This is a genomic window from Bradyrhizobium sp. UFLA03-84 (assembly GCF_002289535.1).
Taxonomy (GTDB): domain Bacteria; phylum Pseudomonadota; class Alphaproteobacteria; order Rhizobiales; family Xanthobacteraceae; genus Bradyrhizobium; species Bradyrhizobium viridifuturi.
The window spans coordinates 328,603-343,707 of the sequence record NZ_NSJY01000005.1; the positions used below are offsets into that span (position 1 = coordinate 328,603).

The following is a 15,105-nucleotide window of genomic DNA, read 5'->3' on the forward strand; positions in this document are numbered from 1 at the left end:
CCTCAGCCCTTCGAGAACGTCTTGCGCGGATCGAAGGCGTCGCGCGCGGCTTCGCCGATGAAGATCAAGAGCGACAGCATGATCGCGACCGAGAAGAAGCCGGTGAGGCCGAGCCATGGCGCCTGCACATTGGCCTTGCCCTGCGACAGCAATTCACCGAGCGAGGGCGAACCGGGCGGCAGCCCGAAGCCGAGGAAGTCCAGCGCCGTCAGCGTCATCACCGACGACGAGACGATGAAGGGCAGAAACGTCATGGTCGCGACCATCGCGTTGGGCAGCAAATGGCGGAACATGATGACGCCGTTGGAGACGCCGAGCGCGCGCGCCGCCTGGATGTATTCGAAGTTGCGACCGCGCAGGAATTCGGCGCGCACGAGGCCGACCAGCGAGACCCATGAGAACAGCAGGAGGATGCCGAGCAGGATGAAGAAACCGGGCGGCAGCACCGCCGAGATGATCAGGAGCAGATAAAGTGAGGGGATCGCGGTCCAGATCTCGATCAGCCGCTGGAAGATCAGATCGGTCCAGCCGCCGAAATAGCCCTGCACGCCGCCGGCGGCGATGCCAATGATCGAGGACAGGATGGTCAGAATCAGGCCGAACAGCACCGAGATGCGGAAGCCGTAGATCAGCCGCGCGACCACGTCGCGACCCTGATCGTCGGTGCCGAGCCAATTGTATTCGAGGTCGCGGCAGCCGGTCAGGCCCTTGCGCTTCACCACGTCCGCGCACTCCTTCTCGGTCAGCAGCCAGGTCGGCTTCGACGGCACCGCCGTCGGCGGGTCGAGGTTGCGGCTGTCATAGGAGTAGCGGATCGGCGGCCAGATCATGCTGCCGCCCTTGGCGGCAATCTGCTTCTGCAGATAAGGATCGCGATAGTCGGCCGCGGTCTCGAAGTCGCCGCCGAACGTAGTCTCGGCATAGGTGAAGATCACCGGCCAGTACAGACGCCCGTCATATTTGACGACCAGCGGCTTGTCGTTGGCGATGACATTGGCGAACAGCGACGCCACGAACAGGAAGAGGAATATCCAGAACGACCAGTAGCCGCGGCGGTTCGCCTTGAAGTTCTGCCAGCGCCGCTTGTTCAGCGGCGACGGCGAGAAGCCGTGGCGCGTGGCGGGCACGGCCTCGCCGAGCGGCGATTGCGTCGAGGTCTCGACCGGCTGGGGCGCGAGCAGCGTCATCAGACCTCCCGCGCCTCGAAGTCGATCCGGGGATCGATCCACATATAGGCGAGATCGGAGATCAGATTGACCACCAGTCCGACCAGCGAGAAGATGAACAGCGTTCCGAACACCACCGGATAGTCGCGGTTCAGGACGCTCTCGAAGCCGAGCAGGCCGAGCCCATCGAGTGAAAAGATCGTCTCGATCAGCAGCGAGCCCGAGAAGAACGCGTGGATGAACGCGCCCGGGAAACCCGCGATCACGATCAACATCGCATTGCGGAAGACATGGCCGTACAGCACCTGGCGCTCGCTGCAGCCCTTGGCGCGCGCGGTCATCACATATTGCTTGCGGATCTCGTCGAGGAACGAGTTCTTGGTCAGCAGCGTCATGGTGGCGAAGGCGCCGAGCGCCATCGACACCAGCGGCAGCGTGAGATGCCAGAAATAGTCGATGATCTTCCAGTACCAGGGGAATTGCGACCAACCGTCCGAGGTCAGGCCGCGCAGCGGGAAGATGTTGAGGAACGAGCCGCCCGCGAACAGCACGATCAGCAGGATCGCGAACAGGAAGCCGGGAATCGCGAAGCCGATGATGATCACGGCCGAGGTCCAGGTATCGAACCGCGAGCCGTCCTTCACCGCCTTGCGAATGCCGAGCGGGATCGAGATCAGGTAGGTCAGGAGCGTCATCCAGATGCCGAGCGACATCGAGACCGGCAGCTTTTCCTTGATCAGCTGCAGCACGCTGACGCTGCGGAAATAGCTGTTGCCGAAGTCGAACCGCGCGAAATTCCACACCATCAGCGCGAACCGCTCCGGCGCCGGCTTGTCGAAACCGAACTGCACCTCGAGCTTCTTGATGAAGTCAGGGTCGAGCCCCTGCGCGCCGCGATACTTCGAGTTGACGGCGCCGGCCGCTGCGGCGCCCTGGCCACGCTGCGCGCCGAAATCGCCACCGCCACCCGACACGCGCGAGGTGCCGCCGGTGTCGGCGCCGTTGATCTGCGCGATGACACGCTCGACCGGACCGCCAGGGGCAAACTGCACGACGACGAACGAGACAAACAAGATGCCGAGCAGCGTCGGCAGCATCAGCAGGACACGTCGGGCGATATAGGCGCTCATCGGCTACTTCGACTGCTCGAGCTTCGCGGCCTTGGCCGCATCGTACCACCAATTCTCCGGCGCACCGACGCCCTGGGTATATTTCGCCAGCTTCTCGGTATGACCGAACTGATCCCAATAGGCGATCGGATGCGTGTTGCGGTACCACTGCGGCACCCAGTAACGGCCGGCGCGGAACACGCGGTCGAAGGCTCGGCAGGCGACCGTCAGTTCATGGCGGCTGTTCGCGCCGATGATCTTCTCGATCAACGCATCGATCGCCGGGTTGGAGATGCCTGCGAGATTGTAGGAGCCCTTGGTCTTCGCCGCCTGCGAGGAGAAGAACGGCCGCATGCTGTCGCCGGGCGTCGCCGAGAAGCTGAAGCGCTGCATGGTCATGTCGAAATCGAAGTCTTCCACCCGGGCGCGGTACTGCACCGCGTCGACCAGGCGGAACGTCGCCTCGATGCCGAGCGTTCCGAGATTCTTGATGTAAGGCCCGTGGTGCGGCTGCAGCGAGGGCTCGTCGTTGAGGAATTCGATGGTGATCGGCTCGCCGTTCGGCAGCACGCGCTTGCCGTCCTTGACGACACAACCGGCTTCGTTGAGCAGTTGCACTGCCCTGCGCAGCAAAGCGCGGTCCTGGCCGGAACCATCGGACATCGGCGGCACGAACGGCAGGCCGAACACCTCGTCGGGAATGTGGCCGCGGAACGGTTCGAGCAACGCGAGTTCCTCCGGCGAGGGTGGCCCCTCCGCGACCATGTCCGAATTCTGGAACGGCGAGACGGTGCGCGCATACGCATCGTACATGATGGTCTTGTTGGTCCACTCGAAGTCGAAGGCGCAGATCAGCGCCTCGCGCAGGCGCGGGTCCTTGAACTTGTCGCGGCGCATGTTGATGAACCAGCCCTGCGCGCCGGACGGGGTGTCGTCGGGCAGCGTTTCGCGCTTGACGCGGCCATCCTTCACCGCCGGGAAATCGTAGCGTGTCGCCCAGACGCGCGCCGTGAACTCCTCGCGGAACAGATAGCTCTTCGAGGTGAAGCCCTCGAACGCCACATCGCGGTCGCGATAGAATTCGTAGCGCACGGTGTCGAAATTGTAGCTGCCGCGGTTGACCGGAAGGTCCGCGCCCCACCAATCCTTGACGCGGTCGTACTCGACATAGCGATTGACCTCGTACCGGCCGACCTTGTACGGCCCCGAGCCGAGCGGCGCATCGAGCGTCGAGTCCTCGAACGACCTGGTCGCGTAATAGGCCTTGGAGAAGATCGGCAGGCTCGCGACAAACAGCGGCACGTCGCGCGCGCGCCCCGCCGCGAAGGTCACCACCACGGTCGCGTCATCGGGCGCCTCGGCCTTGACGAAGTCGCGGAGTTGCACCTGGATCAGCGGGTGACCCTTTTCCTTCAGCGTAGCGAGCGAGAAGACCACGTCCTGCGCAGTCAGCTTCGAGCCGTCATGGAAGCGTGCCTCGGGACGCATGGCGAAGCGGTAGACCAGCTTGTCCGGCGAGATCTGGACCGACTTCGCGGCAAAGCCGTACATCGCGTCGGGCTCGTCGTTGGCGCGCGACATCAGCGCCGCGAACGTCATGTCCATGCCCTGCGCGCCTTCACCCTTCAGGACATAGGCGTTCAGCGAGTTGAACGTGTAGTAGGACTGGTTGTAGGCGCGCACCCATGGGATCACGGAGAAGGCGCCGCCCTTCGGCGCTTTCGGATTGACGTAGTCGAAGATCTGGAAATCCGCCGGGTATTTCAGGTCGCCGAAAACCGACATGCCGTGCATCTCGGCTCCGTTGTCGGCCGCTGCCGGTGCGACACGCAAGCCTGCAGCACTCAGCGCACCGATGCCGAGACCGAGTGCGTGCCGACGGGAGAATAGCGCCATGCGCGAATCCTTCGATCTTATGAACGCTTGAGCTTGGCCGCCTTGTCGGCGTCAAACCACCAAAGATTTGGGAATCCTGCAACGGCGTATTTCGGCAGTGGGTCGGGATGGCTGAAGCGATCCCAATAGACGTAGCGCTGCTTGTCGTAGTTGAAGTGCGGAACGCAGTAGAAGTTCCAGAGCAGCACCCGGTCCAGCGCCTTGGCGGCGGCGACCTGATCGGCGCGGCTGCCGGCGAAGATGATGCGCTCGATGATGGCATCGACGGCCGGATTCTTGATGCCGGGCAGATTGTTCGAGCCCGTCCGGTCGGCCGCCTGCGAGCCGAAATTGTCGCGCTGCTCGTTGCCGGGCGAGATCGACTGTCCCCATACCTGGGTGACGATCTCGAAATCGAAATCGCGCACCCGGTTCTGGTACTGCACGGTGTCGACGGCGCGCAGATTGACGGTGATGCCGAGACGCTCAAGGCTCGGCTTGTAGAACAGCGCGATCCGCTCCATGCCGGAATCGCCGCTGATGCCGAGGATCTCGACCGTGAACGGCTGACCGGAGGAATCGACCAGCTTGCGGTCGCGGATCTCGAAGCCGGCTTCCTTCAACAGCCGCGTCGCCTCGCGCAGATTGGCGCGCACGTTTTCAGGCGTGCCACCGACCGGATCCTTGTATGGCGTCGTGAAGACTTCCGGCGGCAACTTGTCGCGCACGGTCTCCAGGATCTCGAGCTCCTTGCCTTCCGGCAGGCCGGTCGCCATCAGATCGGGGATGCCGTCGAAATAGCTGGAATCGCGATGATACTCGCCGGTCGACAGCACGCGGTTCATCTCTTCGAAGTCGAACGCGTAGTTGAAAGCGCGGCGCAGCCGGGGATCGGTGAATTTCGGGCGCCTCAGATTGAACACCCAGCCCTGCATCCGGCCCTGATTGCGGACGGTGAAGAGCTCCTTGAGCAGCCGCTTCTCGCGCACCGCCGGCACGTCGTAGGCCGACGCCCATTCCTTCGCGCTACGCTCGCCGTACCAATCGAACTGGTCCGCCTTCAGTGCCTCGCGCGCAACCGTGTCGTCGCGGAAATACTCGTAGCGCAGCTCATCGAAATTGTTCTGCCCGATCGCGATCGGAATATCCTTGCCCCAATAGTCCTTGACGCGCTCGAGCACCACGGACCGCCCGGCCACGAATTCCTTGATCTTGTAGGGACCGGACCCGAGCGGCGGCTCCAGCGTGCTCGCGGTGATGTCGCGCTTCTTGCCCTGCGCGTCGGTGCCTTCCCACCAATGCTTGGGCAGGATGATGAGCTGGCCGGTGATCATCGGCAGCTCGCGGTTGCCGGGACTGTCGAAGGTGAACTTGATGTCGCGGTCGCCGACCTTCTCGGCCTTGGCGATATGCCGGTAGTAGCCGCTGAACATCGGGCTGTTGGCTTTCCACGCCTCGAACGAGAAAATCACGTCCTCGGGCGTGACCGGTTTGCCGTCGTGCCAGCGCGACCCCGGCCGCAGGCGGTAGATCACATAGGAGAAGTCATCGGGAAAGGTCGCACGCTCGGCGAGCTCGCCATAATACGTATCGGGCTCGTCGAGCGAGGCTTCCATCAGCGAATCGTAGATCCGGCTGACGGCCGCCGAAACCGTGCCCTTCAAGCCCGCAACCACGAGGTTGAAGCTGTCATAGGTGCCGGGCTGGAACAGCCGCACGACGCCCCCCTTGGGAGCGTCCGGATTGACGTAGTCGTAGCGCTTGAAGTCGGCCGGGTATTTGATTTCGCCGTATGTCGAGAGGCCGTGGCGCCATTTCAGCCCGCTCGGGGCGTCGTCGGCGAGGGCCGGCGTGATCGCCGACAGGTTGGCGTTGAGTCCGAGCGCCGGAGCGATTGCCGCCAGTGCGCTGCCTTGAAGGAGATGTCGTCGGGTGATCGCCAAATTCGCTCTTCCTGCTTGCGGCCCCGGTTACATGGGACCCAATATAAGGCAACGGTTCGACAAATTACGTTGCTTTTTCCTCATGATATTGACCCGGGAACAATATCGGTGCGGCGAAACGTCCCGATAACAACCCCGCGACAGCGGATTGCCCATGCGAAAACGGCCAGGCATTGCCTGGCCGTTTCGTCCGCATGCTTGCGCGAAGCAATTCGCTACTTCGAAGCGGTCGGGAGCGGAGCCGGATGCTCCGAGTTCGAATTCAGATAGGCGATGATATCGGCGCGTTCGCTGTCCTTCGGCACGCCCGCGAAGCCCATCGCGGTGCCGGGGACGAAGCCCTTCGGATTGGTCAGGAACTTGTTGAGGTCGTCAAACGACCAATCGCCGCCCTTGCCCTTCATCGCAGCCGAGAAATTGAAGCCGCGGCCCTCGCCCTTCTTCTCGCCGACGATGCCGTAGAGGTTCGGACCGACGCGGTTGGGGCCACCCTTTTCGAAGGTATGGCAGGCCTGGCACTTCTTGGCGGCCGCCGCGCCCTTCTCGGCCGAGGCGGTCTGCAGCAGCTTCTCGATCGGCTCGGATGCGGCCGCAGCGGCCTCGCCGCCACCGCCATGGGACTCTTCCTTCACCGCGATCTCAAAACCCGGCTTCTCCGGCTGCTTCGCAGAAAACACCGATCCGGCGGTAAAGCTCATCACCAGGACGACGATGCAGGTGCCGAGGACCGCACCGAGGATTTTGTTGAGTTCGAAGGAGTCCATTTTGGGTCAGGCTCCGGGCCTTGAATGTCGACTTCAGGCCGGGAATACGGCCGCGGGGAAAGACCCGGGAATCGACCTTTCGTGCCTCCCCCCAGGCAGGGTTGAGATATCGGTTTGCCCGCGCTCTGGCAACCCGTATAAACGCGCCGAATTCAACCTCCTCCCCGGCAATTTCCGCAGCCCGGACGGGCCCCGAGACGAATGACGCAATCCCGTACCTTGGTGCTGATTCCGGCCCGCATGGCCGCCACCCGTCTGCCCGGCAAGCCGCTTCTCGATATCGCAGGCGCGCCGATGATCGTCCACGTGCTGCGGCGGGCCGAGGCAGCCGGGATCGGCCGGGTCGCGGTTGCCACCGACTCGGCCGAGATCGCAGCGGCGGTGAAGGCTGCCGGCGGCGAGGTCGTGATGACCCGCTCCGACCATCCCTCCGGCTCGGACCGGATCTATGAGGCGATGACGACCCTCGATCCGGACCGGACTGCCGAGATCGTGGTCAATCTGCAGGGCGATTTCCCCACCATCACGCCCGAGACCATCCAGAGCGTGATGCCGGCGCTCGACGATCCCTCGGTCGATATCTCGACCCTGGCCTCGCGGATCCATACCGAGGAGGAGGATCAGGCGCCGAGCGTCGTCAAGGCCGTCGGCTCCCCGATTGGCGCGAACCGATTGCGCGCGCTGTATTTCACCCGCGCCACCGCGCCCTATGGCGACGGGCCGCGCTACCACCATATCGGCCTCTACGCCTACCGCCGCGCCGCGCTGGAGCGGTTCGTGCAGCTGCCGCCCTCGCCGCTGGAGCAGCAGGAGAAGCTCGAGCAACTGCGCGCGCTGGAGGCCGGGATGCGGATCGATATCACCATCGTCGACACCGTCCCGCGCGGCGTCGACACCCCGGCCGACCTCGAAACCGCCCGCAGAATACTTTCCAAGGCCTGAGCGGGTGCTAAAAGGCCCCGCAGGAAAGAACCCATGACCAAGAAGCTGAAAATCGCGTTCCAGGGCGAGCCTGGCGCCAATTCCCACATCGCGATCGCCGAGGCCTATCCCGACGCCGAGCCGATGCCCTGCCCGACCTTCGAGGACGCGCTGGCCGCGATCTCCTCGGGCGAGGCCGATCTCGGCATGATCCCGATCGAGAACTCGGTCGCCGGCCGCGTCGCCGACATCCATCACCTCTTGCCCGCTTCCGGCCTGTTCATCGTCGGCGAATGGTTCTTGCCGATCCGCCATCAGCTGATGGCGCTCAAGGGCGTCAAGCTCGCCGACATCAAGAGCGTGGAAAGCCACGTGCAGGCGCTCGGCCAGTGCCGGCGCACGATCCGCAAGCTCGGCATCAAGCCGATCGTCGCCGGCGACACCGCCGGCAGCGCCCGCGACGTCTCCGAACGCGGCGACAGGACCGTGGCCGCGATCGCCTCGCGCCTCGCCGCCGAGATCTACGGTCTCGACATTCTCGCCGAGGACATCGAGGACGAAGCCCACAACACCACCCGCTTCGTGGTGCTGGCGCGCGAGGCCAAATGGGCCGCGCAGGGTTCGGGGCCGCTGGTCACCAGCTTTGTCTTCCGGGTGCGCAATTTGCCGGCCGCGCTCTACAAGGCGCTGGGCGGCTTTGCCACCAATGGCGTCAACATGACCAAGCTCGAGAGCTACATGGTCGACGGCAATTTCTTCGCCACGCAATTCTATGCCGATGTCGACGGCCACCCCGACGACCGCGGGCTCGCCTTCGCGCTCGAGGAATTGAAATTCTTCTCGCGCGAATTCCGCATCCTCGGCGTCTATCCCGGCAACCCGTTCCGCGCGACGTTCAGCGAGACGCAGGACTGAACCGAGCACGCAGCCTTTTCGTCCGTCGTCCCGGCGAAAGCCGGGACCACAACCACCGGCTTGGGTTGTGGGAGGAATAGCGGCCCCAGCGATGCGTAACAACTTTGATCCGTGGTAATGGGTCCCGGCTTTCGCCGGGACGACAATCGTTATGCGACCGCCTTCTTCTGCAGCCCGAACGCCTCGGCCAGCAGGCTGTAGGACTTCTTGCGCGCCGCGTGGTCGTAGACCGCGGTGATCACCATCAACTCGTCCGCCTGGCTTGCCGCGATCAGCGGCTGCAGCTTCGTCATCACCGTTGCAGGACTGCCGACGAACAGCCGCGCGCGGTTGCGTGCAATCGAGGCGCGCTCGGCGTCGCTGTAAGGGTAGGCCTCGGCCTCCTCGACGCTCGGCAGGGGCAGATACTGACCGCGGTCGCGGCGCAGCCGGTTGAGATCCATCGACATCGCAAGCCGCTCGGCTTCCGCATCGGTGTCCGCGGCAATGACGGCGACCGCCAGGATCGATTGCGGCGTGGCGCGCCAGCCTGACGGCTTGAAATGCGCCCGATAATTCGTCATCGCCGCGATCGCGTCGTGCGTGGCAAAATGATGCGCGAAAGCAAAGCCCATCCCGACCTGGGCTGCGAGCTCGGCGGAATAGTCGCTCGAGCCGAGCAGCCAGATCGGCGGCAGCGGCGAATCATCCGGCATCGCCACCACATTGTTGTAGGGGTGGCCGGTCGGGAAATCGCGCGTCTCCCACAAGGTCAGCTCATGCAGCCGCTCGAGGAAATCGTCGCCCTCGCGGCGATCGAGCCGGCTGCGCAGCGCGTAGGCGGTGGCACCGTCGGTGCCGGGCGCGCGGCCGAGGCCGAGATCGATGCGGCCGGGAAACAGCGCCTCCAGCATCTTGAAGCGCTCGGCGACAACGAGCGGCGCATGGTTGGGCAGCATCACGCCGCCGGAGCCGACGCGGACGTGCTGGGTCACCGCCGCGATCTGCCCGATCATCAGATCGGGCGCTGGGCTTGCGACCGAGGCGAGGTTGTGGTGCTCGGCGAGCCAGTAGCGGACATAGCCGAGGCCATCGACATGGCGCGCCAGATCGATGCTGTTGCGGAGTGCGGCGGCGGGCTTGGTGCCTGTTGTGACGACGGACAGGTCGAGGACAGAAAGCGGGATCATGGCCGACAGCCTAGTGTGACGTCACGAGGCGACAAAGACCCCGGCCGCGCAGAGCAGTCCCGCTGCGGAAAGCTGGAAGAGGCTGCGCAAGGCATTGGGACGAAACGAGACGATTCATTGACGCACCTCTTGGCCCACATTGCGTTCCGGCGGTATGCATATCGCCAAGATATAATTTAAGATAAATATATCAATACAATAGCAATCTATTTTGGCCGCCATCCCGCCGCCCACCACACGTGCCCCGCAGCCGATTTTTCTCGTTTCCTTGCCAACAATGGGCAATTTCCCATATCCGATGGGCTGTTTCAGCCCACCGGTTTCGCTTATCTTAGGGCCTCCATATCCAGGCCGGACGTCGCCCCTCCAGTTGCGGAGCCCTTGCGTATCATGACCCAGACCATTTCCTCCGTGCCGAACGGCCAGCGCGCGCCAAAGGCGCCGAAAATCTCCTTCGAGTTCTTCCCGCCGAAGACCGAGGAGATGGAGCGCAATCTCTGGGAGACCATCAATCGGCTGGCGCCGCTGACGCCGAACTTCGTCTCGGTGACCTACGGCGCCGGGGGTTCGACCCGCGAGCGCACCCATTCGACCATCAGCCGCATCCTGCGCGAGACCGATCTGCTGCCGGCCGCGCATCTGACCTGCGTCAGCGCCTCGCGCGGCGAGATCGACGACATCGTCGACCGCTACCATGAGGTCGGCGTCCGCCACATCGTGGCGCTGCGCGGCGATCCGCCCGGCGGCATCGGCACGCCCTACTTCACCCATCCTGACGGCTACCAGAGCTCGGCTGAGCTCGTCGCCGGGATCAAGAGGCGCCACGCCGATATCGAGATCTCGGTGTCCGCCTATCCGGAGAAGCATCCGGAAGCGAAGGATTTCGACGCCGACATCGACACGCTCAAGGCCAAGGTCGACGCCGGCGCGACACGCGCGATCACCCAGGTGTTCTTCGACAACGACCTCTACCATCGCTATGTCGACAGGGTGCGGGCGCGCGGCATCGAGATTCCGATCGTGCCGGGCATCATGCCGATGCACAATTTCAAGCAGGCCCGCAATTTCGTCACGCGCACCGGCACCAGCGTGCCGGACTGGCTCGCCGAGAAGTTCGAGGGCCTCGACAATGACGCCGAGACCCGCAAGCTGGTCGCAGCCACGGTCGCGGCCGGCCAGGTGCAGAAGCTGTTCAAGCACGGCGTCGACACCTTCCACTTCTACACCATGAACCGCGCGGACCTCGTGTTCGCGATCAGCCACCTGCTCGGCATCCGGCCGAACGGTGCCCAGAAAGCTGCCTGAATCATGTCCGTACCGGTTTCCCCCAAGCGTAACGCTTTGCTCGCGGCTGCCCGCGAGCGCATCCTGGTGCTCGACGGCGCCATGGGCACGATGATCCAGGGCCTGCAGTTCGACGAAGCCGCCTTCCGTGGCGAGCGCTTCAAGGACTTCCATCGCGACATCAAGGGCAACAACGATCTCCTGATCCTGACCCAGCCCGAGGCGATCACCGACATCCACGCCGCCTATCTGCGCGCTGGCGCCGACATCGTCGCAACCAACACCTTCTCCTCGACCTCGATCGCGCAGGCCGACTACGACATGTCGGACCTCGCCTATGAGATGAACCTGCAAGGTGCCCGCCTCGCGCGTGCCGCCGCCGAGCGGGTGTCCGCCGAAGACGGTAAGCAGCGCTTCGTTGCCGGCGCGCTCGGCCCGACCAACCGCACCGCCTCGATCTCGCCCGACGTCTCCAATCCCGGCTATCGTGCAGTCACCTTCGACGACCTGCGCAAGGCCTACGGCGAACAGGCCAAGGGCCTGCTCGATGGCGGCGCCGACCTGCTGCTGGTCGAGACCATCTTCGACACGCTGAACGCCAAGGCGGCGCTGTATGCGATCTCCGAGATCATCGAAGAGCGCGGCATCGACGTGCCCGTGATGATCTCCGGCACCATCACCGACAAGTCCGGCCGCCTGCTCTCGGGGCAATTGCCGGAGGCGTTCTGGCATTCGGTACGGCACGCCAGGCCGATCACGATCGGCTTCAACTGCGCGCTCGGCGCCGAGGATCTGCGCGCGCACATCGCCGATATCGGCCGCGTCGCCGACACGCTCGTGTGCGCATACCCGAACGCGGGCCTGCCCAACGAGTTCGGTCAGTATGACGAGACGCCGGACTACATGGCGCGGTTGATCGGCGAGTTCGCCACCGCCGGCCTCGTCAACATCGTCGGCGGCTGCTGCGGCACCACGCCCGACCATATCGCGGCGATCGCCAGGGCCGTCGCTCCGCACAAGCCGCGCGTGGTGCCCGAGATCGAACCTCGGCTCAGGCTGTCCGGCCTCGAGCCGTTCACGCTGACCGACGCGATCCCCTTCGTGAACGTCGGCGAGCGCACCAACGTCACCGGCTCGGCGCGCTTCCGCAAGCTGATCACCGCCGGCGACTACACCGCGGCGCTGCAGGTCGCGCGTGACCAGGTCGAGAACGGCGCCCAGGTCATCGACGTCAACATGGACGAGGGCCTGCTCGATTCCGAAGCGGCGATGGTGACGTTCCTCAACCTCGTCGCCGCCGAGCCCGACATCGCGCGCGTGCCCGTGATGGTCGACTCCTCGAAGTTCCACGTCATCGAGGCCGGCCTGAAGTGCATCCAGGGCAAGCCGATCGTCAACTCGATCTCGATGAAGGAAGGCGAGGAGAAGTTCCTGCACGAGGCGACGGTGGCCAAGCGTTACGGCGCCGCCGTGGTGGTGATGGCGTTCGACGAGACCGGCCAGGCCGACACGTTCGCGCGCAAGACCGAGATCTGCAAGCGTGCCTATGACATCCTGGTCAACCGGCTCGACTTCCCGCCCGAGGACATCATCTTCGATCCGAACATCTTCGCGATCGCGACCGGCCTCGAGGAGCACAACAATTACGGCGTCGACTTCATCGAGGCGACGCGCTGGATCCGCCAGAACCTGCCCGGCGCCCACATCTCCGGCGGCGTCTCCAATTTGTCGTTCTCTTTCCGCGGCAACGAGCCGGTGCGCGAGGCGATGCACTCGGTGTTCCTGTATCACGCCATCCATGCCGGCATGGACATGGGCATCGTCAATGCCGGGCAGATGATCGTCTATGACGATATCGACCCCGAGCTGCGGCAAACCTGCGAGGACGTCATCCTCAACCGCGATCCCGGCGCGTCCGAGCGGCTGCTGGCGCTGGCCGAGAAATTCCGCGGCAAGGAGAAGCAGACCAAGGAGCAGGATCTCGCCTGGCGCGAATGGCCGGTCGAGAAGCGGCTCAGCCACGCGCTGGTGCACGGCATCACCGAATTCATCGAAGCTGACACCGAAGCCGCCCGCCAGAACGCCTCCCGCCCGCTCGACGTCATCGAAGGCCCGCTGATGGCCGGCATGAACGTGGTCGGCGACCTCTTTGGCGACGGCAAGATGTTCCTGCCGCAGGTCGTGAAGTCGGCGCGCGTGATGAAGCAGGCGGTGGCCTATCTGATGCCGTTCATGGAAGAGGAGAAGGCACGCAACCTCGCCAACGGCATCACCGGCGGCCGCAGCGCCGCTGGCAAGATCGTGCTTGCCACCGTAAAGGGCGACGTCCACGACATCGGCAAGAACATCGTCGGCATCGTGCTCCAGTGCAACAATTTCGAGGTCATCGACCTCGGCGTCATGGTGCCCGCGAGCAAGATCATCGAAACCGCGAAGGCCGAGGGCGCCGACATTATCGGCCTGTCCGGCCTGATCACGCCCTCGCTCGACGAGATGAGCTTCCTAGCCGGCGAGCTGGAACGGCAGGGCATGAACGTGCCGCTCTTGATCGGCGGCGCCACCACCAGCCGCGTGCATACCGCCGTAAAGATCGACCCGAACTATCCGGGCGGCCCGGTGGTGCATGTCAACGACGCGAGCCGCGCTGTCGGCGTCGCCTCCTCGCTGCTGTCGGCCGACAAGAAGCAGGCCTATGCGGCCGAGGTGCGCGCCGAATACGCGAAGATCTCGACGGCGCATTTCCGCGCCCAGGCCGACAAAAAGCGGCTGAAGCTTGCTGAAGCGCGCGCCAACAAGGTCGCGATCGACTTTGCGGCGGTGCCGCCGAAGAAGCCGGCCTTCTTCGGACTGAAGAGCTTCGACGCCTACGATCTGGCGGAGCTTGCCGACTACATCGACTGGACGCCGTTCTTCCAGACCTGGGAGCTGACCGGCCGCTTCCCGGCGATCCTCGACGACCCCAAGGTCGGGGAAGTCGCGCGCTCGCTCTATGCCGACGCGCGCAAGATGCTGGACACGATCATCAGGGAGAAGTGGTTCACGGCCCGCGCGACCGTCGGCTTCTGGCCGGCGAACGCCGTCGGCGACGACGTCGAGGTCTATGCCGACGAGAACCGCGCCAAGAAGATCGCGACCTTCCACACGCTGCGCCAGCAGCTCGAGAAGCGCGAGGGCCGCTTCAACGCCGCGCTGTCGGACTTCATCGCGCCCAAGGACACCGGCGTGCCCGACTATATCGGCGGCTTCGTGGTCACCGCGGGAATCGGCGAGGACGCGGTTGCCGACCGCTTCAAGAACGCCAATGACGACTACTCGTCGATCCTGTGCAAGGCGCTGGCCGATCGCCTCGCCGAAGCCTTTGCCGAGCGCATGCACCAGCGCGTGCGCAAGGAGTTCTGGGCCTATGCGCCCGGCGAGACGTTCTCGGCGGACGAACTGATCCTCGAGAAGTATGACGGCATCCGTCCGGCGCCCGGCTATCCGGCGCAACCCGACCACACCGAGAAGCGGACGCTGTTCGCGCTGCTCGACGCTGAGAACACCGCGGGCGTGAAGCTGACCGAGAGTTTTGCGATGTGGCCGGGATCGTCGGTCTCGGGCCTGTACTTCTCGCATCCCGAAAGCTTCTATTTCGGCGTCGGCAAGATCGAGCGCGATCAGGTCGAGGACTATGCCGCGCGCAAGGCCATGACGGTCGCCGAGGTCGAGCGCTGGCTCGCGCCGGTGCTGAACTACATCCCCTCGCAGGACAGCGCCAAGGGCCAGGCGATTGCGCCCGCCGCGACGCCCGCCAACGACGAGGAACTGGCCTCGCATCCGCAGGGCTGCACCTGTGCGGTGCACCTCGCCTGGCGCAAGAAGAAGGTGGGCGCGGGCTAGCTTTGCCACCCTCCCCCTCCAGGGGAGGGTGATGAGGTCGCCTTTTCCGGCAGTCCGTAGCCCGGATGCAGCCAAGCGCG

Annotated in this window: 10 protein-coding genes; 4 read left to right on the plus strand and 6 right to left on the minus strand. The window is 64.5% G+C overall.

Annotation, left to right across the window (positions count from 1 at the left end; all coding sequences use genetic code 11):
- Window positions 1-2 precede the first annotated feature (2 nt).
- From CK489_RS04335 to CK489_RS04355, 5 genes are all read right to left on the minus strand, one after another.
- Window positions 3-1,187 carry an ABC transporter permease gene (locus tag CK489_RS04335; protein ID WP_095731412.1) on the minus strand — a complete coding sequence of 395 codons (1,185 nt, stop codon included), beginning with the start codon at window positions 1,185-1,187 and terminating at the stop codon, window positions 3-5.
- Complete coding sequence (locus CK489_RS04340; RefSeq protein WP_050628263.1) at window positions 1,187-2,296, minus strand: microcin C ABC transporter permease YejB; 1,110 nt, start codon at window positions 2,294-2,296, stop codon at window positions 1,187-1,189. Before CK489_RS04340 ends, CK489_RS04335 begins: the two co-directional genes overlap by 1 nt.
- 3 nt (window positions 2,297-2,299) lie before the next feature.
- The gene (locus CK489_RS04345) at window positions 2,300-4,171 is read right to left on the minus strand and encodes an extracellular solute-binding protein (RefSeq protein WP_095731413.1); all 1,872 of its coding nucleotides are present in this window, start codon (window positions 4,169-4,171) and stop codon (window positions 2,300-2,302) included.
- Between the two features lie 17 nt (window positions 4,172-4,188).
- Window positions 4,189-6,093, minus strand: a complete 1,905-nt coding sequence (locus CK489_RS04350; protein WP_198960828.1) for an extracellular solute-binding protein — start codon at window positions 6,091-6,093, stop codon at window positions 4,189-4,191.
- A gap of 215 nt (window positions 6,094-6,308) precedes the next feature.
- Window positions 6,309-6,857 carry a c-type cytochrome gene (locus tag CK489_RS04355; protein ID WP_095731414.1) on the minus strand — a complete coding sequence of 183 codons (549 nt, stop codon included), beginning with the start codon at window positions 6,855-6,857 and terminating at the stop codon, window positions 6,309-6,311.
- Between the two features lie 201 nt (window positions 6,858-7,058).
- On the opposite strand from CK489_RS04355, the gene CK489_RS04360 reads away from it, so the two are divergent.
- Window positions 7,059-7,799, plus strand: coding sequence for a 3-deoxy-manno-octulosonate cytidylyltransferase (locus CK489_RS04360; RefSeq protein WP_095731415.1), 741 nt, complete (start codon window positions 7,059-7,061; stop codon window positions 7,797-7,799).
- 33 nt (window positions 7,800-7,832) lie between these two features.
- Complete coding sequence (locus CK489_RS04365; protein WP_095731416.1) at window positions 7,833-8,693, plus strand: prephenate dehydratase; 861 nt, start codon at window positions 7,833-7,835, stop codon at window positions 8,691-8,693.
- A gap of 149 nt (window positions 8,694-8,842) precedes the next feature.
- Here CK489_RS04365 and CK489_RS04370 read toward each other — a convergent pair whose 3' ends face one another.
- A complete protein-coding gene (locus tag CK489_RS04370) occupies window positions 8,843-9,862 on the minus strand; it encodes an LLM class flavin-dependent oxidoreductase (protein WP_095731417.1) in 1,020 nt (339 codons plus the stop codon).
- 390 nt (window positions 9,863-10,252) lie between these two features.
- On the opposite strand from CK489_RS04370, the gene metF reads away from it, so the two are divergent.
- Together metF and metH are read left to right on the plus strand one after the other, a co-directional pair.
- Window positions 10,253-11,167 carry a methylenetetrahydrofolate reductase [NAD(P)H] gene (gene metF, locus CK489_RS04375; RefSeq protein ID WP_095731903.1) on the plus strand — a complete coding sequence of 305 codons (915 nt, stop codon included), beginning with the start codon at window positions 10,253-10,255 and terminating at the stop codon, window positions 11,165-11,167.
- Window positions 11,168-11,170: 3 nt separating this feature from the next.
- On the plus strand, window positions 11,171-15,025 hold the full coding sequence (gene metH, locus CK489_RS04380) for a methionine synthase (protein WP_095731418.1): 3,855 nt from the start codon (window positions 11,171-11,173) through the stop codon (window positions 15,023-15,025).
- Window positions 15,026-15,105: the final 80 nt, after the last annotated feature.